This window comes from Pseudomonas sp. HLT2-19-2, assembly GCF_054898005.1.
Window position 1 is genome coordinate 62,511 of the sequence record NZ_CM142712.1, and the last position, 22,455, is coordinate 84,965.

The 22,455-nt window shown below is 53.7% G+C and carries 17 protein-coding genes and 2 pseudogenes; 2 read left to right on the forward strand and 17 right to left on the reverse strand.

Going from position 1 to position 22,455, the window contains the following annotated elements; genetic code table 11:
• Nucleotides 1–16: 16 nt before the first annotated feature.
• From ACYZTU_RS00335 to ACYZTU_RS00360, 6 genes are all read right to left on the reverse strand, one after another.
• Nucleotides 17–589: a hypothetical protein gene (locus tag ACYZTU_RS00335; RefSeq protein WP_461967212.1), complete on the reverse strand. Its 573-nt coding sequence runs from the start codon at nucleotides 587–589 to the stop codon at nucleotides 17–19.
• On the reverse strand, nucleotides 573–1,139 hold the full coding sequence (locus ACYZTU_RS00340; RefSeq protein ID WP_461967214.1) for a hypothetical protein: 567 nt from the start codon (nucleotides 1,137–1,139) through the stop codon (nucleotides 573–575). Before ACYZTU_RS00340 ends, ACYZTU_RS00335 begins: the two co-directional genes overlap by 17 nt.
• Nucleotides 1,126–1,542 (reverse strand): glycoside hydrolase family 19 protein, encoded by a 417-nt coding sequence (locus tag ACYZTU_RS00345; RefSeq protein ID WP_461967216.1) that lies wholly within the window; start codon nucleotides 1,540–1,542, stop codon nucleotides 1,126–1,128. Before ACYZTU_RS00345 ends, ACYZTU_RS00340 begins: the two co-directional genes overlap by 14 nt.
• A gap of 117 nt (nucleotides 1,543–1,659) precedes the next feature.
• The gene (locus ACYZTU_RS00350) at nucleotides 1,660–2,430 is read right to left on the reverse strand and encodes a hypothetical protein (protein WP_461967218.1); all 771 of its coding nucleotides are present in this window, start codon (nucleotides 2,428–2,430) and stop codon (nucleotides 1,660–1,662) included.
• On the reverse strand, nucleotides 2,427–3,047 hold the full coding sequence (locus ACYZTU_RS00355) for a lysozyme (protein ID WP_461967220.1): 621 nt from the start codon (nucleotides 3,045–3,047) through the stop codon (nucleotides 2,427–2,429). The genes ACYZTU_RS00350 and ACYZTU_RS00355 overlap by 4 nt, the downstream gene beginning before the upstream one ends.
• 62 nt (nucleotides 3,048–3,109) lie before the next feature.
• Nucleotides 3,110–4,330 carry a hypothetical protein gene (locus tag ACYZTU_RS00360; protein WP_461967222.1) on the reverse strand — a complete coding sequence of 407 codons (1,221 nt, stop codon included), beginning with the start codon at nucleotides 4,328–4,330 and terminating at the stop codon, nucleotides 3,110–3,112.
• Nucleotides 4,331–4,475: 145 nt separating this feature from the next.
• Here ACYZTU_RS00360 and ACYZTU_RS00365 point away from each other — a divergent pair, with 145 nt between their 5' ends.
• The gene (locus ACYZTU_RS00365) at nucleotides 4,476–5,453 is read left to right on the forward strand and encodes an IS5 family transposase (protein WP_461964282.1); all 978 of its coding nucleotides are present in this window, start codon (nucleotides 4,476–4,478) and stop codon (nucleotides 5,451–5,453) included.
• A 142-nt stretch (nucleotides 5,454–5,595) separates the two neighbouring features.
• Here the strand turns inward: ACYZTU_RS00365 and ACYZTU_RS00370 are convergent.
• Together ACYZTU_RS00370 and ACYZTU_RS00375 are read right to left on the reverse strand one after the other, a co-directional pair.
• Nucleotides 5,596–6,105: pseudogene (locus tag ACYZTU_RS00370) on the reverse strand (hypothetical protein); the annotation flags it as partial.
• A gap of 53 nt (nucleotides 6,106–6,158) precedes the next feature.
• Nucleotides 6,159–8,211 (reverse strand): annotated as a pseudogene (locus tag ACYZTU_RS00375) (type VI secretion system Vgr family protein).
• Nucleotides 8,212–8,666: 455 nt separating this feature from the next.
• On the opposite strand from ACYZTU_RS00375, the gene ACYZTU_RS00380 reads away from it, so the two are divergent.
• Complete coding sequence (locus ACYZTU_RS00380; protein ID WP_461967224.1) at nucleotides 8,667–9,053, forward strand: DUF6124 family protein; 387 nt, start codon at nucleotides 8,667–8,669, stop codon at nucleotides 9,051–9,053.
• A gap of 279 nt (nucleotides 9,054–9,332) precedes the next feature.
• Here ACYZTU_RS00380 and ACYZTU_RS00385 read toward each other — a convergent pair whose 3' ends face one another.
• The 9 genes from ACYZTU_RS00385 to tssM form a co-directional block, all read right to left on the reverse strand.
• Nucleotides 9,333–9,917: a hypothetical protein gene (locus ACYZTU_RS00385; protein WP_461967226.1), complete on the reverse strand. Its 585-nt coding sequence runs from the start codon at nucleotides 9,915–9,917 to the stop codon at nucleotides 9,333–9,335.
• Between the two features lie 130 nt (nucleotides 9,918–10,047).
• Complete coding sequence (gene tnpC, locus ACYZTU_RS00390; protein WP_461964128.1) at nucleotides 10,048–11,592, reverse strand: IS66 family transposase; 1,545 nt, start codon at nucleotides 11,590–11,592, stop codon at nucleotides 10,048–10,050.
• Between the two features lie 16 nt (nucleotides 11,593–11,608).
• Nucleotides 11,609–11,968, reverse strand: coding sequence for an IS66 family insertion sequence element accessory protein TnpB (tnpB, locus tag ACYZTU_RS00395; protein WP_461964126.1), 360 nt, complete (start codon nucleotides 11,966–11,968; stop codon nucleotides 11,609–11,611).
• Nucleotides 11,969–12,237: 269 nt separating this feature from the next.
• Nucleotides 12,238–12,852: a hypothetical protein gene (locus ACYZTU_RS00400; protein ID WP_461967228.1), complete on the reverse strand. Its 615-nt coding sequence runs from the start codon at nucleotides 12,850–12,852 to the stop codon at nucleotides 12,238–12,240.
• Nucleotides 12,849–15,059: a hypothetical protein gene (locus tag ACYZTU_RS00405; protein ID WP_461967229.1), complete on the reverse strand. Its 2,211-nt coding sequence runs from the start codon at nucleotides 15,057–15,059 to the stop codon at nucleotides 12,849–12,851. The genes ACYZTU_RS00400 and ACYZTU_RS00405 overlap by 4 nt, the downstream gene beginning before the upstream one ends.
• A gap of 48 nt (nucleotides 15,060–15,107) precedes the next feature.
• Entirely contained in the window at nucleotides 15,108–17,153 is a 2,046-nt protein-coding gene (locus tag ACYZTU_RS00410; protein ID WP_461967231.1) for a type VI secretion system Vgr family protein, read from the reverse strand.
• 28 nt (nucleotides 17,154–17,181) lie between these two features.
• A complete protein-coding gene (locus tag ACYZTU_RS00415; RefSeq protein ID WP_461967233.1) occupies nucleotides 17,182–18,183 on the reverse strand; it encodes a serine/threonine-protein kinase in 1,002 nt (333 codons plus the stop codon).
• Nucleotides 18,180–18,908 carry a PP2C family protein-serine/threonine phosphatase gene (locus ACYZTU_RS00420; RefSeq protein WP_461967235.1) on the reverse strand — a complete coding sequence of 243 codons (729 nt, stop codon included), beginning with the start codon at nucleotides 18,906–18,908 and terminating at the stop codon, nucleotides 18,180–18,182. Before ACYZTU_RS00420 ends, ACYZTU_RS00415 begins: the two co-directional genes overlap by 4 nt.
• Nucleotides 18,908–22,447, reverse strand: a complete 3,540-nt coding sequence (tssM, locus tag ACYZTU_RS00425; RefSeq protein ID WP_461967237.1) for a type VI secretion system membrane subunit TssM — start codon at nucleotides 22,445–22,447, stop codon at nucleotides 18,908–18,910. The genes ACYZTU_RS00420 and tssM overlap by 1 nt, the downstream gene beginning before the upstream one ends.
• Between the last annotated feature and the right edge of the window lie 8 nt (nucleotides 22,448–22,455).

Genomic DNA, 22,455 nt, shown 5'->3' on the forward strand with positions numbered 1-22,455 from the left:
CAACCGGTAGGGTGGGTCAGTTTTGCATCGGTACTGACACATATTTTTTAGTTTCTGGATTAAAGCTCCATACATGAGGAGTGGTTAGCGCTTCCTTTCCTTTGTAACGGATATTCCCATCACCATCTCTCTGGTAGGAATACACTTGTATATCTTTAAATCCACTATTTATTTTAGGAGCCTTATCCAAAACCTCCACCTTGGCGAAATAGTCCCCGCCAACGAATTTAAGATAACCTTTGCACTGAACTAAAACCCCAAAGGTTTTATCTTTACTGGACCCCTCGCTGCCATAAGAAGTGAAAATATAGTCATTGACTCCATCACCGTTCAGGTCAACGTTTTCGACTACCTTCCCTTCCTGAACGGAAAATTTATCGCCACTCACTCTTGAAAGAGTGTCGATTTTATCTCCGTCTTCGGACCACCGAGAGATGAAGTGTTTCGCACCTCCTTCCGTATCACAAACATCCACAGTGGCAGCATTAGCAATAGGAAAATATAGCAACAAACTGAAAATTAAATTAACAAATAAATCCATCTCCTTTCGCATTGCTTTCCCCAACCGATGATTATTTGCTTCTTTCATCGATCAAACCAAGCAACCGTTTAAACTCCGAAATATCATCCTCATAAAAACCATTGCATTGAGAGACAACTACATACCCCTCTTTTGTCTTCCTTTCAACCGTACTACAAACAACTCCCGGACCTTCGCTGCCACCCGGACCTTCATATACAACATCCTTCATACTCACCAGCTTCCAGTTTTCTTGCATCATCTTTGACCTGGCTGCACTGGACGCATCAACAGCATTAAGAATCTGTTCCGGATTTGGCAACTTAATTAAATTATTGTAAGACTCTTCTCCACTCCCCAGCAACTTCAAAACAGCATCTAAATTATTTCCACTCACGATAAAAGTCGGAAGATTTTCGAGGTTTGTCTTATAAGAAGGCTGGCCACGTGGCGCCAACTTCAATATATCTATACCGCCATCTTGGACGCAGCTAGAAACTTCTAACTTCGACTGCGACAGGTTAAGTTGGCATTGCGATTCCCCAGCAAATACTGACGCCACAAGAGAAGCAGCACAGATGAATCCAATCACAGAAAGAATACTTTTATACTTTTTCATTGAGCACATCCCATATAGGCACAAGTGCATCCTGCCTTTCAGCATTATGATCAGGAGTTTTAACGGGACTCCCTCTATTAATTACCGAACCAACTACCGTCGCTACAGCGGAGGTAGATCCTACGTCCGCATGTTTACTTATTTTCTCTCTCACCCAAAAAAAACCAGATGCATCACACGCATTGTAATCATCTGTCGCGAGAAGAGCTGGATGAGGATCTGTTGTGAAGTCCTTCCCTCTATATCTCTCATAGCTTTTGTAGTTTTTTCTTCCCGTAATTTGTAGGAAGCCACGACCGTGAAATCTGTCACCATCCCCCGCCATTCCTCCATTCGCTGAATTGGCGACCCCATTATCCATTCCAGCAGCTTTAGGTGCTATTTGCCCTGGGCGTGTAGCCATATAACCAGATCTATTTATTGTTGGCTTCGGGTGCGGGCCTGGATTCGTTCACAAATAAATCTACCCACTTTTCGGCCCGATCAATTAAAGCAAGTCCGCCTTTAATAAAAACCAAGCTCACTTATCTGCAAGACGTTGCAAAACCCTAGCAGGGACTGCACTGTTTTTACCCGCTGCACTCATACCCAATATATAATTTTTATAATAATTTTTAGACTTTTCTTTTTGATTCAACTCCCACAACGCATCTGCAATATTCAACTTCAACACCAACCGATCAGGGGATTTTTTTTCAACCTCTGAAAGAATAGTATAAGCGCCATCCCAAGACCCCGACTCAGACATCGCATAGCCAATATCATTGAATGCCGGAGCGGTACTTGTTGTTATGTAATTCCCCGAGACCAAACGATCAGCTACAAAAAAGTCCAGTACTGCAAGAGTTCTGGCCTTATCTAGCTGACCATTTTCAAATAGAAATCCACGTATTCTCTTCGAAAACGCATCAGCATCTTTGCCGCTTGTCAAAAATTTGGTTAAATCACCCTCTTTATCGCAAGGCTCGTCGGACACTACGCTCGCACCGCACAAAAACTGCGCCAGATATTTTTTGCGCTCCATATAGCGACTGGAAAGACAACTTTCATATTGTTCATTTCGCGAAGATGACGAGCCAATTTCAGAGGTTTGTGCATCACAGTCTTTCCTAGACGACTCCATCCATGCTTTTTGCGCCTCGAGTATTAGCCCATATGTATCTTTTGATGTGTCTCCACCTAGATATATCACAGAAGAAATCACGTCGGAAACGGGTGTATTCTCTGTAGCACCGGCTGAATTAAAAGCAACTGCAAATACTAGGAAGCATAGTACATTTATATTTTTCATCGCGTTCTCACGTAGTCGGCATTTTCAAAAATTTCAACTTCTTCAGCACGCCTGTTGACTAATCCATCTGACACGACGTGCGTTCCACCTGGACCAGTAACTTTATTCCACATTTTCATCTTCTCCCCAACTTCTCCGTAAGCAAGCTGATTGATCGTGGCACGAGCCGCCGAAGCGGTAAATCCTGGACCTCCAATATTAAACGCAAAAATCACCAGTGCATCATATTCATGTTGTGCCAGTTCAACATTGACACCATTGTTCACTCTAGTCTCGTACTCAGCCAGATCTTGCTTTAAAAGCTCCTCAGCTTGAGTAACTGTTAACCCCTGCAAAAAAGGAGTCTCGCTGGCTGATCCATTAATAGGGCCATGATGTATAAGATGCCCATAACCAACAGTTGCGTGTCCGGCCGAGTCGTTATACATATTTGCACGAAAGGACTCGTATTGCTTCAGGAAATCTATTCCTTCAGTACTTATAGACCAAGGCTTCACCTTGCGACCGCCCCCCGCAACAACTTTACAGTTAGCAATCAAGCCCATTGGATGAATATGCTGCACATTAATATCGCCAGTTATCCCATGTTGTCCAACCAGCTTATCCCACCAGCTCAAACGCTCAATCCTCGACTTTTCCTCAACCCATTCCTTATGTGGATCCGAGTCACTATGCCCCATCAGCTCGTCAAGGGAGTCCCACTTCTCTTTTTATATTGCCATTCACTTTCGTAGCGAGTGACCATTTGAGACATAGGCTGGGAGAACCAAGGCTTATTCAGGGCCTCTTTTATTTCTACCTGTGAGATTTTTGCGTCGCTACTCTTATCTAGAATTTTGTATAGCTGTTGCATTGTAAGGCTGTCGTTAGCACTTTCAACATTAGGCAAGTAAGTCGCTCGTTCCTCTTCATTAAGATTTTCCTGCGCGTGCAGGAACGCGGCTAAATGATCGACATTACTAACGGTTTCGTCGATGAAAGTGAAGCCTTCCCACTCAAATGGTGAATGACGCGACAGAGTAGTATCCGGCTCCGCAAACCAACCGTCGATGCCATTGCCGTGCTCATCTCCCAGCAGGCCGTCTAAACGCCACCAATAAGTGGTCGTAGTCGTGCCCCCCATGACAACAGACTCTTTGATCTTCTTCTCAGCCGGCAGCCCTTCAAGTACGCCCACAGGAATGAAGAAGTCATACCCCACCTCGTTACTAGGATCGGCAGCTTTCGGTGGATTCGTCACGCTCATACCTTGCGCATGAGTAATCAACCTTGAGCGTTTTGGAATCTTGACCAGCGTCTTTTCGGTAGCAGGCAAGCTGATAGCCTTGGGTTTACTCTGCCCGGTGAATTCCTTCACGTCTTCACAGCTGAAAACTTCCAGATGCAGCAAATTCTTCGGGGCCGCATCCGAATGGTTCTGATACTTGCCAACATGCCCCAGAATCTCGCCTGCTTTGATCTTGAAAGACGGGGTTAAGGAGATGACGCTTCCCAGTGGACTATGCGGCTCACTCATAGGCTCAAGTGAATTCGACCAAACGAAACCGGGTAATTTTCCATCTGCATCCGGTGTTAGGGCAGGGTTCGACTGACCACTTACGATCTCTATCAGCTTGCAAAATTGATTAGGCGTCGGTTCTTCACCGAGCCTTATTTGTGTTCCCGGTGGGAGATGGCTAAGAGGCAGCCCGTTTGTTTGGGCATTGCGTACGTTTGCACCGTGTTGCGCACCACCCGGTAACGGATCTGGGGCGTCATTACCTACGAAGTATTTACCCCCTCCCAGATCTTTTAGTTGTCCTTTGAATACCCAACCCGTATCAGCGGTTAAGCCAGAAACTTCAGGGGTGACGCTGACAATTCTGACCCAATTTTGAGTGGCTGGCGCAGGCTGCGTCACCACAGTTGTCCCACGCGGCAAAACTGCTAGAACTGGGTGCTGCCCAGAATTACCGCTTCGAACCCGGATGCCTAAGGAAACTCTGAAGAAGACTTCCAAATCTGGTGAAATACCCGCCTGACACGAACACGACGGTTGAGTCCCGATGAAACAGATGTCCTTCGCCGATGCCGAGTACGCCGGCAAACGTAAGCAGACCCGCCGCGAGCGCTTCCTGAACGAGATGGATCAGGTCGTGCCCTGGAAGGGCTTGGTTACTTTGATCGAGCCGCATTATCCAAAGGGCGAAGGGGGCCGTCCGGCGTATCCGTTGATGGCCATGTTGCGCGTTCATTTGATGCAGAACTGGTTCGGCTACAGCGATCCGGCGATGGAAGAATCACTGTATGAAACGACGATTCTGCGCCAGTTCGCGGGCTTGAATCTGGATCGGATTCCCGATGAAACCACGATCCTCAACTTCCGCCGCTTGTTGGAAAAACATGAGTTGGCAGGCGCGATTTTGCAGGTCATCAATGGCTATCTGGGCGACCGTGGCCTGCTGTTGCGTCACGGCACGGTGGTCGATGCGACGATCATTCACGCGCCGAGTTCGACCAAGAACAAGGACAGTAAACGCGATCCAGAAATGCACCAAACCAAGAAAGGGAATCAGTACTTTTTTGGTATGAAAGCGCACATCGGCGTCGATGCCGAATCCGGCTTGGTGCATAGCCTGGTGGGCACGGCGGCCAATGTGGCGGACGTGACGCAGGTCGATCAGTTGCTGCACGGTGAGGAAACTTACGTGTGTGGCGACGCCGGTTACACCGGCGTGGACAAACGTCCCGAGCATCAGGATCGCAAGATGATCTGGTCGATTGCCGCCCGGCCAAGCAGCTATAAAAAGCACGCAAAAAAGAGTCTGATCGGGCGCATGCGACGCAAGATCGAATACGCGAAAGCGCAGGTGCGGGCCAAGGTTGAGCATCCGTTTCGCGTGATCAAGCGCCAGTTTGGTTATACGAAAGTGCGCTTTCGTGGTTTGTCGAAAAACATCGCGCAGCAGACAACGTTGTTCGCTTTGTCGAACTTGTGGATGGTGCGAAAACGGTTGATGGGTATGGGCGAGGTGCGTCTGTAATGCGGGCCAATTGCCCTGAAACAGTGCAATCAGAGGAAAGAACCGTGGATTAAGGACAAGAAAGGTCTGATTTTCGCCGACTTATGATTTTTTGAGCCTCAAGTAGTGAGGGCATGAAAAATCGGTGGGTACTTCAGACCTTCCCTAAAGCTTTATCTGGCGCACTTGCCTTAACCTTATAAAGGCCTTTCCCCCAAAAACCAGGAGGCCTCAGCGTCGGGTTCCTCTTGTAACCCTCCCAATCCATCAAGTGCATATACAAGCTAAAAAAGGTCAGGCTCGGTCCGGCTGCCGGCGATGCAGCGGCTGGTGCAGGAGGTGCGGGCACCTCAAGTCGGTGCTTAACCAACACAAACCCCGTTGAATAAACTGAATGCGTCGAGCCAAAATCTGATGTTAGGTATTTCTCATCAATGCGATAGGCCACTACCTCACCGTCAGCGATGCATCTGACTTCCGTCAGATCCGGCACCAAACCAGTGTCTTCGTCGAAATGAACCCCGCCATGCCAAAGACCATTGGCCCCCAATGGGTAGTAGCCGTCTTTTGCCTTCGCCAGCGCCTTATAGAACTGCTGTGGATCCGTCGCTTCTGCTGTCCCTACTTTCAGGGGATACGACCATTTCTCTACTTTGCTTGTTGTTTCAGTCATTACCAATTACCTAAATCCTGATCCCTGGTGGCTTGGATTGCCGTCTATGTCGATTAACCAGAAAAATTGAGCATTCGTTTGGGTTTGCGTTTGACCTGTTCTTCCTGCGCATTCATCAACGCCTGATCCATCAAACTCCCCGCCTTATCTTTATCCGCCGCCCCCGGCAGCACCGGCGGTTTAATCCCGATCCCGGTCCCCGATCCAGCCGAACCGCCAGCGTTGATTTTGATCACCGGCCCAACCACGGTAATCCCGCCAGCATCAAGCTATGAAGCTGCCACCTGCTTTTACTGTCAGCTCCATCCCGGCTTCGATGACAATCTTGTCCCCAGCCTTAAGATGAATCTCTTTCCCAACGCTAGTCAGCTGCGCAGTCCCCAGCTTCACATGCTGGTTCTGCCCAATCGTCAGGTGGTCATCCATCCGCGTTTCAACCTTGCGATCAGCAATCGTGGTGCGGTGTTCTTCGGCCTTCAGCTCGGTGTAGGTGTTCTTCTCCACCGTGTCGTGGCGTTCGTTACCCACGCGAATCTTCTGATCGTGCTCGATGTTTTCATCCCAATCCCGCTGGGCATGAATGTAGATCTGCTCGGCACCTTTCTTGTCTTCAATGCGAAGTTCGTTGTACCCACCACCACCCGGTGAGCTGAGGGTTTTGAACACGCTGCGGGTTTTATTGGCCGGCAACTCGTAGGGAACCTGGTTTTCCTTGTGGTACAGGCAGCCGGTGACCACGGGCTGGTCGGGGTCGCCTTCGAGGAAGGTGACGAGGACTTCCATGCCGATGCGCGGAATGGCGATGGCGCCGTAGCGGTCGCCGGCCCAGCTCGATGAGACGCGCATCCAGCAGCTGGTTTTGTCGTCGGCCAGGCCTTCGCGGTCCCAGTGGAATTGCACTTTGATGCGGCCGTACTGGTCGCAGTGGATTTCTTCACCTTTGGGACCGGTGACCATGGCGGTCTGGCTGCCGAGGACGCGGGGTTTCGGGTGTTGCAGGGCCGGGCGGTAGAACACGTCCCACGGCGTGGCGAGGAAGCGGTTGCGGTAGCCCTGGTGGAAGTCGTCCTTGTTGGCGGTGGTGTCGCTGGTCACCGACTCTTCGAGGACTTGCGGCTGTTTGCCTTCGTGGAAGATTTCGGTGAGCAGCCAGAGGTCGTTCCACTCGGTGCGCGGGTGGTCGGACATTTCCAGGAAGTGGCCGCTGATCAACCTTGTTTGGTCGCCGTGGCCTTCGGCCTGGCGGTAGTCGGCGCGGTGGCGTTCGAGGGCGCGCTGGCTGAGGAATTTGCCGCGCGCGCGGTCGAGGAAGCGGCCGGGGTAGTCGTAGTCTTCGAGGTCTGGCTCGGTGCTTTCGCCGTCGGGTTTGTAGGCGGATTCGAGTTGCAGGCGCGGTTTTTCGAAGTCGTAGTCGCGGCGGGTGACGCGGCCGGTGCGGGTTTCGAGGCGCAGTTTGAAGCCTTTGATCACCGGCTCATCGGCGACCATGCCGCTGCCTTGCACATAAGCGGTGGGCTGCCCAAGTTTCGGGAACACGGTCTGGTCGTCACCGAATACCAAAAGATGACCTTTGGAACTGTGCTGGAAGTGGTAGTGAATGCCTTCTTCTTCGCACAGGCGCTGGATGAAGTGCAGGTCGGTTTCGTCGTACTGCACGCAATAGTCGCGGTCCGGGCACGGCTGGCTGAGCTGGAAGCTGTAGGCGTTGCCTTTGATGCCGTGTTCATCGAGGATCAGCGCGATGATTTTCGGCGCGGACATCTGCTGGTAAATGCGCTGGTTGGTGCGGTGATGCAGGTATTGCAGTTGCGGCACCAGCGAGACTTTGTAGCGGGTCAGGCGTTTGCCGGCATCGCCTTGGGCGACGCGGTAGATTTGGCCGTGGATGCCGGAGCCCTGTGGGTCGAACGCCAGGAATGCCTGTTTGTGCAGGAGCTTTTCCAGGTCCAGATCGGGGTTTTCGCTGACCAGTTCCAGGTCGAAGCGATACGGCTGGCTGATGCCTTCGGTGCCGGTGAACGACAGCACTTGCAGGTCGCCGACCTGATCGCCTTGAGAGCCGTCAACGGTCAGGCTGAAGTGGGTTTCGTTAGCGAGGTTGAACATTGCTTGCTCCCTGTTCGGTAGTCATCCGTTACGCCGATAGGTCGTCGCTGTCAGACCGATCTATTACATGCCGCAACTATTTAAACGGAATCACGGCCTTTTGATTTTGCCCCTACAGGGATGTCATGTTTATCGGACATTTCCTGCAAGACGTGGGGCTGTTCATGAACTATTCGCCCCTCACTTTCACCGCTAACCTTTACTTGTCACCGCAAAAAACGGTGACACGGACGTGCAAGTCCGGGTAAAAGACGACGCACAACGTCATTGGTCGCTGGTCGAGCAGATTCCTGCTCGTGGCACCTGTTTATGGCGGCTGTGCGTGGGAGATCTTTCTTTCGAGAGCGATCTGCCGGGGTCTGTCTGCCCGGTCTTGCACACCTGCGCACAGTTGCCACCTTATTCGCGTGCAAGCGAACGGTGGTGGCTCCCAAAATACAGATGGAGATACATACATGTTCAAGGTCACGCCCAATCCGCCAGACAAATCTGGCACCTCTACTGAAGAATTCCTCGACACCGAAAAACTCAATAAAGAAGCTGCTGACCGCGCTTTCGCCCATTACTTCCCCCCGGCCAACGAAAAACCAGTCAAACGTCGTAAAGGCAATCTCTTCACCGTCTCCCCCGATATCGACACTGAAGCTCTGTTGGCCAACGCCTCCGAAGACCTGCTGTCCATAAGCGCCATCGCCGCCGATCTGGCAGACGATGTGGAAGGCACTCGGCGATCCGTAGCCTTGGCGCTGAGCAGGATGGCGGATGGAGTACAACTTTTGGTGGAACGAGCTTTGGATCGTCTGGATGAGTTAGAGATGAAAGTGCAACAAGTTAAAACATAACAGCAGTAAGGGGATGGATTTACTTTCGAAATAAATCCATCCTCTTATCTCACCTATCTGACTTGCTCCATACTCGGCGCTTTGTAGCTTTCATCTATCTTCACCCCAGCGGCTTGAGCTCGATTTTCTGTTTCCGAACGTCGTTGGAGGAGCTGTTGCAAATGAGCTGGAAATAACTCTTTCCATCTAGGTCGAACTGTCTCCTCGAAGTCCGTCCTCCAGAAATTATCCAGAGACTTGAACTCGATTTTTACAAGGTATACACCTGTCCGGGATGGATCAGTGGCGGAATTTCTTCTTTTGTACTTTGATATGACTAATGTATTGACCACTGTACAAATACCAATCATAAAACCCATCACCCGCCAGCCAGTCGTCCAAACTCATTTCCTGATCAGGATCAAACAACGGATGGCTTAATGGCGTTCCGCCAAAAACATCATCCTTCCAGTCAAATTTATTTAACTCCGAGCTGAAAATGCGAGGATCGGAAGGAAAATAATATTTCCTCCAGCCACCGGCTTTGAGGTCAGATATCAACTTGTATACAAGCTTCTTATTTTCTTCATGAGAACTATTATCTGGCAATCCTCGGAGAGTCATCACAACCTCATCAACATCCTGAGTTACATCGCCATCTACGACAACATTTAGGCCTACCACTTGTTTTATTTCGAGAGTACTGTCTGGCTGAGTGACGGTTACGTTCATCAGCGATTGATCCTTACCTCCGCGCCTGATTTCATACCAGCACATGTTTACCGCATCCAAACAATCTGCGGTGAATTCCAATGGGCCGTTCTTCAATTGGGTCTCGACAGGGCTACCTAACTCGACACTCATGTTAATCGTTTCATTTTCCATTTTTTTGGCACTTTCATTTTTGGCGCTATCGCATCCAGCGAGACATAGGAGCGGTAAAGTCCAATACCATTTCACGGTTTGCTTCGTATCCGATCCATGAACCACACCTACCGTCAGATGCGCTGCCCGTTTACCGTGGCATTTCCGGTGAGCAGTTCCATGGCAGTAGCGCTTCGTAATCGGCCACCGACTCCGCATGCGGCAGCCGCTCCAGTACGTGGCGCAGCCACGTATAGGGCTCTTGGCCGTTGACCTTCGCGGTTTCGACCAGGCTGTAGATCTGGGCGCTGGCAGTCGCGCCTTTGGGCGTATCGCTGAACAGCCATGCCTTGCGCCCGATCACAAACGGTTTTATTGCACGCTCCGCCGGATTGTTGTCGATCGGTAAAAATCCGGCCTCCACGTAACGCTCCAGACGGCTCCAGTTGCTGGCCAGATAATTAACGGCCTTGCCAAGCGCACTTTGCGGCGTCACCTGCGACTGCGTTTTATCCAGCCAGCTTTTCAACTGAGCCAGGATCGGCAGGCTCTTTTCCTGACGGCCAATAAAACGCTGCTCATCACTGGCATCCTTGAGTTCACGCTCGATGCCGTACAGCTTGTTGATCATCGTCAGCGCGATATCGGCACGTCCCGTCTTGCCCTTGGGCTGCACTTTTTGCGCATCGACGAACTTGCGCCGTGCATGGGCCATGCACGCCAGCCGCTCCACACCCGGTTGCAACGCCAATGCGTTATAACCCGCGTAATCATCAGTCATCACGTAGCCGCGATAACTTTCCAGCAGGCGCAACGGCACGTCCTGCGCACGGCTGGACGTGTAGTCGAACAGCACGACTTTTCGGTCTGGCGGCCCGCTGGCCTGCACCCACATCCAGGATTGGCAGGTAGGGTCTCGATCCGGTTCCTTAAGTACCTGGACGCGGGTTTCATCACAGTGGATGACCGGGCTTTCCAGCAATCGGTCGCGCATTAAATTCAGCAACGGTTGTAAGTGCTCTCCGCACTGGATAACCCAGCGAGCGAGAGTCTGACGCGGGATATCGATACCGTGTCGGCTCAGCACCGTTTCGAAACGATGCAGCGGTAAGCCATCGACATACTTGGTGGTCAGCAGCATCGCCAGTACGCTCGGACTGGCCATGCTCTTTTCGATCAACTGAGCAGGTTTATCAGCAGTGACCGGAGCCGTTTCACAACCACGGCAGCCGTAGACTTTGCGGATGTGTTTGATCACTCGGATCTGCATCGGCACGATGTCCAGCTGTTCGCTGGTTTCTTCACTGATCACATGCTTGCGGCAACCGCAGGCACAGGTCAGTTCATGTTCTGGCAGTTCGTGGATGACTTCGATGCGCGGCAGATCAGCCGACAGTGGCTTGCGTTTGCCACGACGTGGCGTCGGAGCAACCACTTCTTCGTCAGCGTCGCCGACTGAAGGCATCGGCTCGCTTTCGGGCTCGTTGAATAACGCGAGTTGAGGCGTGTTGGGTTCAACGGTCTGCTCGGATTTACGTCCGAATAAACGGTCGCGCAGCAACTTGATCTGTTCTTTTAGATCGACGATATGAGTCTGGTATGCCTCAGCCGTTGCCTGCTGACGGCTGAGTGCCTCAAGCAACATTTGCTTGAGCAGAATAGGGTCATCAGGGAGGTCTTCGGGCATCAAATTCATGCCCGGATTATACCCGTCAAGCGACGAATCTTGGCGTTAAAACCTTGTGAGGACGGTTGCGCCAGAGATCAAATCCATCCAGTAGCCAGTTCAGTTCCTGAACGGTCAGCACGATAGCCTCGTCCACCACATCAGGTGAAATTTTAAAACGCTCGGACTCCAGGCGCTTGAGCCAAAGGCAGAAGCCGTTGCGCTCCCAGTACAACACTTTGACGCGGTTACGGTGGCGATTCAGGAAAACAAAGAGCACGGGGTCAAACACCGCGACCTTGATATCCAGTTCGACCAGCGCAGCCAGGCCATCGATGGACTTTCGAAAGTCTACCGGCTTTGGATAGAGGTACACTTTTTCAACGCTGGCATTGGGACGCATCATGGTGATGGGCTCCTCATGGAAATCGGGAGCACAGCATCAGCCGTCAGCTATCCGCTTGGAATGTGGGGTTCATGGATCCCTTACTTTGCTTCTCCATCCAGACATCTCTGCAATCATTCTTTCCATAGAGAAAAAGCGAGAAAAATCGGACAGATTTCATTTACGATTGCTATCCTAGCCTATAAATAAACCTGCCACTTTCCTAGCAAGGAAAATTTGCTTGGTTATTGTTAGATAAGCCCAGCCTTACGCCCCCACCGCAACCAACTTTATCCACGTAAAGGCTTTATTTTATCAAAAGCCGTTTTTATATCGTCAATGGTAGGATCCATTTTATTAGAAGACTTCGGTACACACGCAGACAGCGTCGCTGTCGAGCGACCCACGCCAACGAGACCATAAAAACAACTAAACTTTAAACCTGACTTCAAGATTGAAAACTTTTCCTGAGCATTCCTAATGTTTTCTTCTGAATCCCACAGAGTAAACGGGGACATTGTAACTCGTAGCTCTGCTGTCCCAAACGCAACTGAGCGTCCAATGTTCACCATTCCTTTCTCAGAAATCTGTTCAATAGCTCCATCTACCGAGTAGCTATAAATATAGCCACCCTTTCTATTAAAGCGACCAGACTCTTTTAGCGCATTTTGAAAAGAGATCGGCCGAATGGTAAAAGTGTTTTCCTCAACAAGAATTGGCGGACTTAACTCTACGAGAGACACCAGCTCCCCATAACAAATATTATTCTCTGATTTCACCGTCACTTTAAACCCAGGTATTTCAGGTATAAATGCCCCACACGCTTCTAACGAATCTGCATGAACAACTCCAGACGCCAGAGTGGAGGCAATCAACCACTGCCACAAAATGTGTGACCTCATCATAATATCCTCTTACGGAATGCACTTGGCGGAGTGGTTACCAGATCAGATAATACATAGTAGGAATGTTTGAAAAATGATCGACGCCAAGTTATGTGAAAAGCCGCCCTATTGATTTGCCTTGTCAATGTTAAGATTTTTGCATCTGCTGCCGCCTCACCCGCTGTCGTGCTTAGCTCGGTGGAGCTAAGCACATCAGCGTCTCGGTGGATGTTTTTTTGTGTTCCCCTCAGAATCCAGGTACCTGCTGCGTTCTTATCCCTTAACGCTTCTTTCACCCAATAATAACCGGCACTGTCACAGGCATGATCGGCTACATCTGATAGATTCAGGTAGTTTGTGCCACTTACAAAATCCATCCCCCGGTAAGCTCCATACTTAGAGTACAATTCGCGGCCCGTCATTTGGATAACACCACGCCCAATAAACTTCCCGCCATCTCCGGGACTACAGTTCCCAAGGGGTGAGAGATTAGATGGGTTTGGTCCCCACTCCACAACTACTCGCTGAATTGTAACGTTGCAGCGCCCGTCATAAGCCCGATTAAAGTAGTCTGCACTACCGTACTCACGCGTCGTTTTCATAAGGTCGGTTTCAGTCAACATTTGTGAAAAAAGAGCTGACATACGTGGGGCGCTAGCGAAATTATACTTCCTCATCATCTTATTTACGCTTAAATGCAGTCCAGCAGGCCGATATGCGTTCATTGTCCCACTGGCAGCTACGGTCAACCATGATGTGACACTAGCGTTGCTAATAGCATTCGTTGGGCTGTCTGGATGAGCTGAAGGGATTAACTGTTTCATTTCATTGAGACTTAACCAGCCACAACGCCTGAAAGTAGCAATAAATTCTTTTGGCGATAGATGCCAATGCTCGGCATCAATACCTTCTATAGCCGCATCCTCCCAAAAAGCTAGCGACTCATAATGAGCCTTTAGTTTTTCATATACTTCCGCTGTTACAATTGGAGTATCACCAGAAATTAGCCAATTGAATCTTTCAGAAAAATTCCCTTTTTTCCACTCGCTAGGATACTTGCAAATTAGCCGTCGCAACTTTCCATACATATCCGGCTGACTTAATATCGCCTTACACTCCTCTCGCTCTTCCAATGTAACTGGAACGGTAGCAATATTCAAAAGACTCATGACACTATGTGACTGGCAACGGCCATCCCCATTAGTATCATCGTCTATTAACGTCCAGCCTTGCCAATGAGGAAAGTCGGCATCACTGTAGATCGTAACAGTTGGGGAGTTTAGGTTTACCCAGCCGGTTCCACCTGGGTATATAACCTGTCTCCAATGCGCTGCATCAAGAGGCTGAAGGTTATCGGGGCCTAATACTCGACCAAATCTGAGCAATTCATAGCCGGCACTTGTACTGTTCGGATAAAGCTTGTAAGCATGCTTATGAAGATTGTATTCGTAGTCTTGCTCCTCAGTCCTTTTGCCCAGTAGAACACCGGCCTCACTAAAGGATGTTAAGTCGCACTGCCCCCGATTGTAATTCATACTAACAAAAGACGCCTCAGTGGGGCGAAACACAATTGTTGAATTATTGTTGGAACTAGTAGCATTTACAGGGCGCTCTGCATAGAACAATACTTCTGGAGGAATATAAAAATGCAAATCACCCCAGCAACTGTCAATCCTCCCATTACGTGTAACTTCAAGTTCTTTTGTACTTCGCCCAACCAACCGAGAGATTTGATCTTGGCTACAAATAATTTCAAAATGAATTTTGTGGGCTGCGCCATAAATGCTTCCAGCGACGCCTAATTTATCCTTTCGATATACGCGCGCCCCCTGATTAACACCAGCAAGGGTGATCGATGACAAGTGCATGTAGATCGAATAAAAAACTACATTGGCTTGAGCACCTTCACCAATATCAGTCTCATGCTTCAGTATCAGGCATCCATTATCAGTCCATCCATTCCGATAATTTTGCGGGTCAGTCGGATCAGTATTTGGGGTCGATGGCTGGCGAAAATAAGCAACGATACCATCCGCGATGGCACGAACAGGTAAGTGGTCATTCCCCGCTTGAGGTGCAGTAAGATGAATGCCGCCGTGCCAGCCCATATCGTGACTGACCGGGAACGCGCCGTTTCCTGGTTCACCGCCAAGCATCGCTCGATTGATATAGTCTTGATCGGTTTCGTTAGCGACAGCTGCTGGAATAAACGGTGGGCTAATCAACATAGTAGTAATCCATATTCAATCTATCTTCGAATCCATCGAACGCTGACGTCACAGCGAGAACGGGTAATCCACTTCTGGTTTCGTTTCTTGCTTCACATTCATCAACGCCTGATCCATCAAACTCCCCGCCTTATCCTTATCCGCAGCCCCCGGCAGCACCGGCGGTTTGATGCCGATCCCAGTCCCCGAGCCCGCCGAACCACCCGCATTAATCTTCACCACCGGCCCAACAACCGTCACCCCACCGGCATCCAGCTTGATAAAGCTCCCCCCGGCCTTAACCGTAAGCTCCATCCCGGCCTCGATGACGATTTTCGCTCCGGCCTTCAGATGTATCTCTTTCCCAACGCTAGTCAGCTGCGCAGTCCCCAGCTTCACATGCTGGTTCTGCCCAATCGTCAGGTGGTCATCCATCCGCGTTTCAACCTTGCGATCAGCAATCGTGGTGCGGTGTTCTTCCGCCTTCAACTCGGTGTAGGTGTTCTTCTCCACCGTGTCGTGGCGTTCGTTACCCACGCGAATCTTCTGATCATGCTCAATGTTTTCATCCCAATCCCGCTGGGCATGGATGTAGATCTGCTCCGCACCTTTCTTGTCTTCAATCCGCAGTTCGTTGTACCCGCCGCCGCCCGGTGAGCTGAGGGTTTTGAACACGCTGCGGGTTTTATTGGCCGGCAACTCGTAGGGAACCTGGTTTTCCTTGTGGTACAGGCAGCCGGTGACCACGGGCTGGTCGGGGTCGCCTTCGAGGAAGGTGACGAGGACTTCCATGCCGATGCGCGGAATGGCGATGGCGCCGTAGCGGTCGCCGGCCCAGCTCGATGAGACGCGCATCCAGCAGCTGGTTTTGTCGTCGGCCAGGCCTTCGCGGTCCCAGTGGAATTGCACTTTGATGCGGCCGTACTGGTCGCAGTGGATTTCTTCACCTTTGGGACCGGTGACCATGGCGGTCTGGCTGCCGAGGACGCGGGGTTTCGGGTGTTGCAGGGCCGGGCGGTAGAACACGTCCCACGGCGTGGCGAGGAAGCGGTTGCGGTAGCCCTGGTGGAAGTCGTCCTTGTTGGCGGTGGTGTCGCTGGTCACCGACTCTTCGAGGACTTGCGGCTGTTTGCCTTCGTGGACGATTTCGGTGAGCAGCCAGAGGTCGTTCCACTCGGTGCGCGGGTGGTCGGACATTTCCAGGAAGTGGCCGCTGATCAACCTTGTTTGGTCGCCGTGGCCTTCGGCCTGGCGGTAGTCGGCGCGGTGGCGTTCGAGGGCGCGCTGGCTGAGGAATTTGCCGCGCGCGCGGTCGAGGAAGCGGCCGGGGTAGTCGTAGTCTTCGAGGTCTGGCTCGGTGCTTTCGCCGTCGGGTTTGTAGGCGGATTCGAGTTGCAGGCGCGGTTTTTCGAAGTCGTAGTCGCGGCGGGTGACGCGGCCGGTGCGGGTTTCGAGGCGCAGTTTGAAGCCTTTGATCACCGGCTCATCGGCGACCATGCCGCTGCCTTGCACATAAGCGGTGGGCTGCCCAAGTTTCGGGAACACGGTCTGGTCGTCACCGAATACCAAAAGATGACCTTTGGAACTGTGCTGGAAGTGGTAGTGAATGCCTTCTTCTTCGCACAGGCGCTGGATGAAGTGCAGGTCGGTTTCGTCGTACTGCACGCAATAGTCGCGGTCCGGGCACGGCTGGCTGAGCTGGAAGCTGTAGGCGTTGCCTTTGATGCCGTGTTCATCGAGGATCAGCGCGATGATTTTCGGCGCGGACATCTGCTGGTAAATGCGCTGGTTGGTGCGGTGATGCAGGTATTGCAGTTGCGGCACCAGCGAGACTTTGTAGCGGGTCAGGCGTTTGCCGGCATCGCCTTGGGCGACGCGGTAGATTTGGCCGTGGATGCCGGAGCCCTGTGGGTCGAACGCCAGGAATGCCTGTTTGTGCAGGAGTTTTTCCAGGTCCAGATCGGGGTTTTCGCTGACCAGTTCCAGGTCGAAGCGATACGGCTGGCTGATGCCTTCGGTGCCAGTGAACGACAGCACTTGCAGGTCGCCGACCTGATCGCCTTGAGAGCCGTCAACGGTCAGGCTGAAGTGGGTTTCGTTAGCGAGGTTGAACATTGCTTGCTCCCTGTTCGGTAGTCATCCGTTACGCCCGAAGTCGCAGGCGTTGCAGCCAAGACGAAGTGGCGCCCATGACGTCACGCAGTTGTGCGGCGCTGATCGTTCGATCTGCCGCATTGAATGCCAGCGCCGTTCGCAAGGCTGGCCAGCAGTGTTTCGGTAGATTCCTGGGTGCGTGCAGTTCGCGTTCGAGGTGCCCGTCGCGGGCCTCGGTCGAGGGCAAGCGGCGGAACGGGTGTTTGCCGCCCGCCAATTCGTACAACACGCAGGCCACGCCGTAGACATCCGCACTGGCCGACAGCGGTTGGCCTTCGAGCAGTTCGGGGGCGGCGTAGCCGGGGGTCCAGGCGTTGAAGCGGTTGCGGCTCAGGTGTGGCAGGCCGGGCAAGATGCCCTCCTCGGCCTGGCCCAGACCGAAGTCGAACAGGCGCACGCCTTCTTCGCTGAGCATGACGTTGCTCGGCTTCATGTCACCGTGCAGCACGCCGCGAGCGTGGGCGAAGGCCAGCGCGTCGAGCAGCGGCAGCGCGATGTCGCGCAGTTCTTTCCACGGCAGGCCCAGCGGCCGCTCGCAGAGTAATTTGTCCAGGGTCAGCCCACGCATGAGTTCCATGGTGATGAAGGCCCGCTGGCAGTCGGTGTCCACTTCAAAGCTGTGCAAACGCAGCACGTTGTCGTGGCGCAGGCGTCGGGTCAGGGCGAACTCGCTGTAGAGCAAGGCACTGGCGTCCGGCGATTCGGCAAATTCTTCGCTGAGGATTTTCAGCGCGATGTAAGGGTCGGGATCGCCGAACTGCTCGCTCAGCAAGTCCCGTGCGCGGTAAACCGCGCCCATGCCACCGGCACCGAGCAGGCGCTCGATGCGGTAACGGCCTGCCAACACGTCGGGCATTTCGCCGATGCTGGCCTTGGTCGGCGCCAGCGCGGGTTCAGCCTTGTGTGATTTGGCGAACGCAAAGTAAGTCAGGTTATTGGCTTCCTCTTCGGTCACCAGCAGGTCGTCGAGCGGCGGCATGAGTTCAGTCATTTTCGGATCACCACGGCAGTCAGGTTGTCCCGGGCCGAGCCACGCAGAGCGCCGTCGAACAGACGCTCCAGCGCTACGTGCGGCGCGGTCAGGCTCAGGGCGTTGCCCAAGGCATCGCTGCTGAGCCCTTGGTACAAACCGTCGCTGCACAACAGAAACGCATCGCCGGGGTAAACCTCGAGTTCGAGCACATCCAGCGTCAACTGCTCGGCAGCGCCGACCGCACGGGTCAGGGCATGGGCAGAAGGATGCGCCTTGGCTTGCTCGACGCTCATTTGCTGCTCGTCTATCAGTTGCTGTTGCAGCGAATGGTCCTTGGACAGCTGATACAAACGCTGGCCACGCCACAGGTAGCAACGGCTGTCGCCGGCCCAGATGCAGGCCGCGCGATTACCTTCCACCAGCAGCGCCACCACGGTGCTGCCCATGATGCTGTCGTGGCGCCCGGCCGTGACGGTCAACTCCTGACCCAAACGGCGGTTGAGCCAGTGCAGGCACTGGCGTATGCCTTTGAGTCGTTCGTCGAAATCGTCCTGCACCGGCAATTCCGCCAGGCTGGCGACGATCAACTGGCTGGCAATGTCGCCACCCTGATGACCGCCCATGCCGTCCGCGACCACCCACAGCCCCTGCTGTGGACAGTCCAGAAAAGCATCTTCGTTGCGCGCCCGAACCTTGCCCGGATCGGTACGCGCAGCGCTGCGCCAGGGACTGGCAACCAGCATCAGAGCTGCACCGGCATACGGAAGGTGCGCAGCACGCCCATGTCGAACGGGTTCGGCGTGCGCTGGCTCGACAGCAAGTAGTTGGCGCGCAGGCCGCCTACGTCAGCTTTCAATACCAGCACATCGCGACCGCTCAGGTACTCGGTCTGCATCAGGTCGAACAGACGGAACAGCGACCAAGGGCCGGTGTTCTTTTCGATGCCGATCGGGCGGCCGGCCATTTTGTCGAGGACCAGGCTGGTGCGACCGTCTTCAGCATCGGTCGGCCATTTGAACGACACCGGCACAATCGGGCCGTGACGGTATTCGATGGTCTTGTCGCCAAACTTGAACTCGGAACGGCTGACCGCCGGGTCGAGGGTGTACGGCTCCAGTTTGAATTGCACTTGTGGCTCGGCCGGATTGATCGAGAAGAAGCTCTGGCGAATCACTTGTGCCGCGGCCATCTGGTCGAGGTAGACCTTGGACACCGGCAGGCTGTGGCCGTCGATGCTGCGCATGCGGTAGTTGCCCGGATCGCCACTGACGAACGGACGCATGTAGGTCTCGAAGAAACGGTCGTTGATGCCCTGGGCCTTGAAGAACTCGCGGAAGTCGCTGATCGCAACGTCGCTGGTGCTGTGGGCGCTGAACGGATACCGCTTGTTGATCGCCTTGCCATAGAAGCTGTACAGCTCGCTCTGATAACGCTGGTTCAGGTACTGGTAGGAATCGTTCAGCACCAGACGCCAGGTGTCTTCGGCCAACACGTTGAACCACACGCTGACCGGACGCGGCAGGCGATTCGAAGCATTGCGCAGGGCGCTCAGCGCATCACGCTGGCCGCTCATGCGGGTCTTGGCCATTTCGAACGCGGCCTGATCCGGGGAACTGGCACGCGCCAGGCTCGCCAGTTGCAGTTGCAGGTCGTTGAGCGCCGCGAGTGCCGGGGTCAAATCAGCGGCCGGGCCATTGTTGTCATCCAGCAGACGGTGCAGCGGTTCGAAGCGACGTTGCAGGGATTTCTTCGCGGTGTCCGGCAGGTTCTTGGTCGCGGCCATGTCCGAGGCTTGGTCCGCTGCGGCAGACGCCAGTTTGCCCAGCTTGCCCAACTTGCCCTTCTGCTCTCCCAGCGCTGCAGCGGCATCAGCCGCTTGATCAACCGGTTCGGCTTCTGCCGGGAAACGGGTGTTCTCACGCACTTCCACCAGCAGTTGCAGCACTGGGGAATTGGCGGATGTAAGGCCCGCCAATTGCTCGGCGCCCTCGCCCGCATCGTTGATCGGTGGCAACGCAACCTGGCCGACCGCTTCACTCCAGAAGTTGGCGTAGTCGCGGAAGTACAGTTGCTCCAGCTCGACCATCAAGCGACGAAGGTCCATGCCGCTGATGCCCGCGCCTTCGCCCAGCACCCAGTTATCACGCAGGATGTCGGTGACCAGCGCACTGCCCTGAATCGAGAAATACTGCTGATAACCCTGTTGGGTGTAGAACCCCGGAATCACGTAATCGGCGCCAACAAACAGAGAAGCTTGCGGGCCGATGTGTTGGCTCAAGCGGTATTCCGGCAGGTTGCGGGCCTGCTCGCGCAGCATCCGGTAAACCACGTTGGCCAGCGACTCGCTGCGCAGCACCTGACGCGCTTGCGCCACCAGTTGGTCGTTCAGCGGGTAGATAAACGGCTGCTTGAGTAAACGCTCGAAGTGCGTGTTCAAACCGTTCTGCACGGCGGTGTTGCCGGCGTAACGCTGGGACCATTCAGTGGCGACCCAATCCTTGAGCCACGGGCCGTCGCGGCGATCCTTCATGTTCAGCATCAGGTACGCACGCAGGCTGTTGAGCAGGCGTTCGCGGTCCTTCATGTTGGCGCGGATCTGCCCTTCCAGCAGCGTCGCGACCCTTGGCAGCAGTTGCGCTTGAAGCTCATGCTCGTAGGCGTCCTTAACCACTGGATTGACGTCTTCACCTTGGTACAGACCGCCACGCTCGTGGTACGACACGTCACCTTTTTTCGGGAAGACCTGAGTCGCCGCGAAGCGGGTGTCGAGGGTCTTTAGCACCGCCATGGAGTCATCACGCGCGGTCAGGGCCGAGCGCTGTTGAGTCCAGTTTTGTGCCAGGTTACGCAGGTTTTCCAGACGCTCGTAGTTGGCCGAGAATCCGCCCGCCCACAGCATGCCGAACAGCGCCAGTGCCGCCAAAGCGCCGACGTACAAGGCGCGTTGGCCCCAATGGATGCGGCTGCGTTCGCGCTTGTCCAGACCGGCCAGATCGGCCTCCGGGAAAATCACCCGGCTGAGCAAGTGGTGAATGAAGCGCGAACGCCCGCTGCGCAAGGTCGGCAGCATGCCGGCGTTCATCCCCAGATTGGCGCCAATGTTGGCGGTGGTCTGGTCCATCTCTTGAGTCAGGTGCGGTGCGCTGGTCAGGTAGAAACCGCGCAACTGGCTGACACGCTGGTAGCGGTTGCCGGTAAACGCCATGTCGACGAACAGGCACAGGCGCTCGCCGATCTGCCCCAGTTGATGCGGGAAGTCGAGGATGCGGCCACGGCGCTGGGTGTCGCGCTCCTGGTGCATGCGCATGATGACTTGGCTGTTCAGGCGACGTAGCAGCTCTTCGAACTCGCTACGCAACACGGCTACATCGGTGCCGCTCTGCTCTTTGCGGAAGCTGGTGCCGAGCACCTGATCGCTTTCTTCGCGGGTCAGTTGATCGAAGAACTCGTCGAAACCAAGCAGCTTGTCAGCCTTGCTCAACACCAGATAAACCGGCACATCGACGTGGAGTTTTTGATGCACGTCTTGCAGACGCGCACGCACCTGGCGAGCCAGGGTGTCGAGGTCTTGCTCGGTTTTGCCCAGCAGCATTTCTACTGGAATGGTCACCAGCACGCCGTTCAACGGGCGGTTGCGGCGACGCTTGCGCAGCAGGTCGAGCAAGGTGTTCCAGGCGCTACCATCGACTTCGGCATCCGACTGGGTAAGGTAGCGGCCAGCGGTGTCGATCAGTACGCCGTGGTCAGCGAAGTACCAATCGCAATGACGGGTGCCGAGGGTGTCGCGGGTCAGCTTGCGGTCGATCTTGTTGATCGGAAACTCAAGGCCCGAGAAGTCCAGCAGGCTGGTCTTGCCGCTGCCCTGAGGACCGATCAGCAAGTACCAGGGCAAATCACTGCGCCAGCGTTCGCTGCGACCGCGATACAGGCTCGAGGTCTTCAGGGTTTTCAACGCATCCTTGAAGCGCACGCGAAGCTCTTTCTGCTCGTCGTCGATCAGCTCTTCACGGCGGATACGATCCTTGCCGTCTTCAGTGTCTTCGATGGCTTTCTTGCGTACGCCAGCGCGCCAGCTGACGAAGACCATGGTCAGGCCCCAGATCAGGAACAGCACACTGATGGTCAGCAGGCGGGAGGTCGAACCTTCCCAGAACTTGTAGTCATTGACCGCCAGTAGCGGCCCGACGAACCACACCAGCAGCGCGACAAACAGCACCACCAGCAAGGTCCAGACCCAGGTCTGGCGCAAGAATGCGCCGACTTTCTTGAAAAACTTTTTCATCACACGTC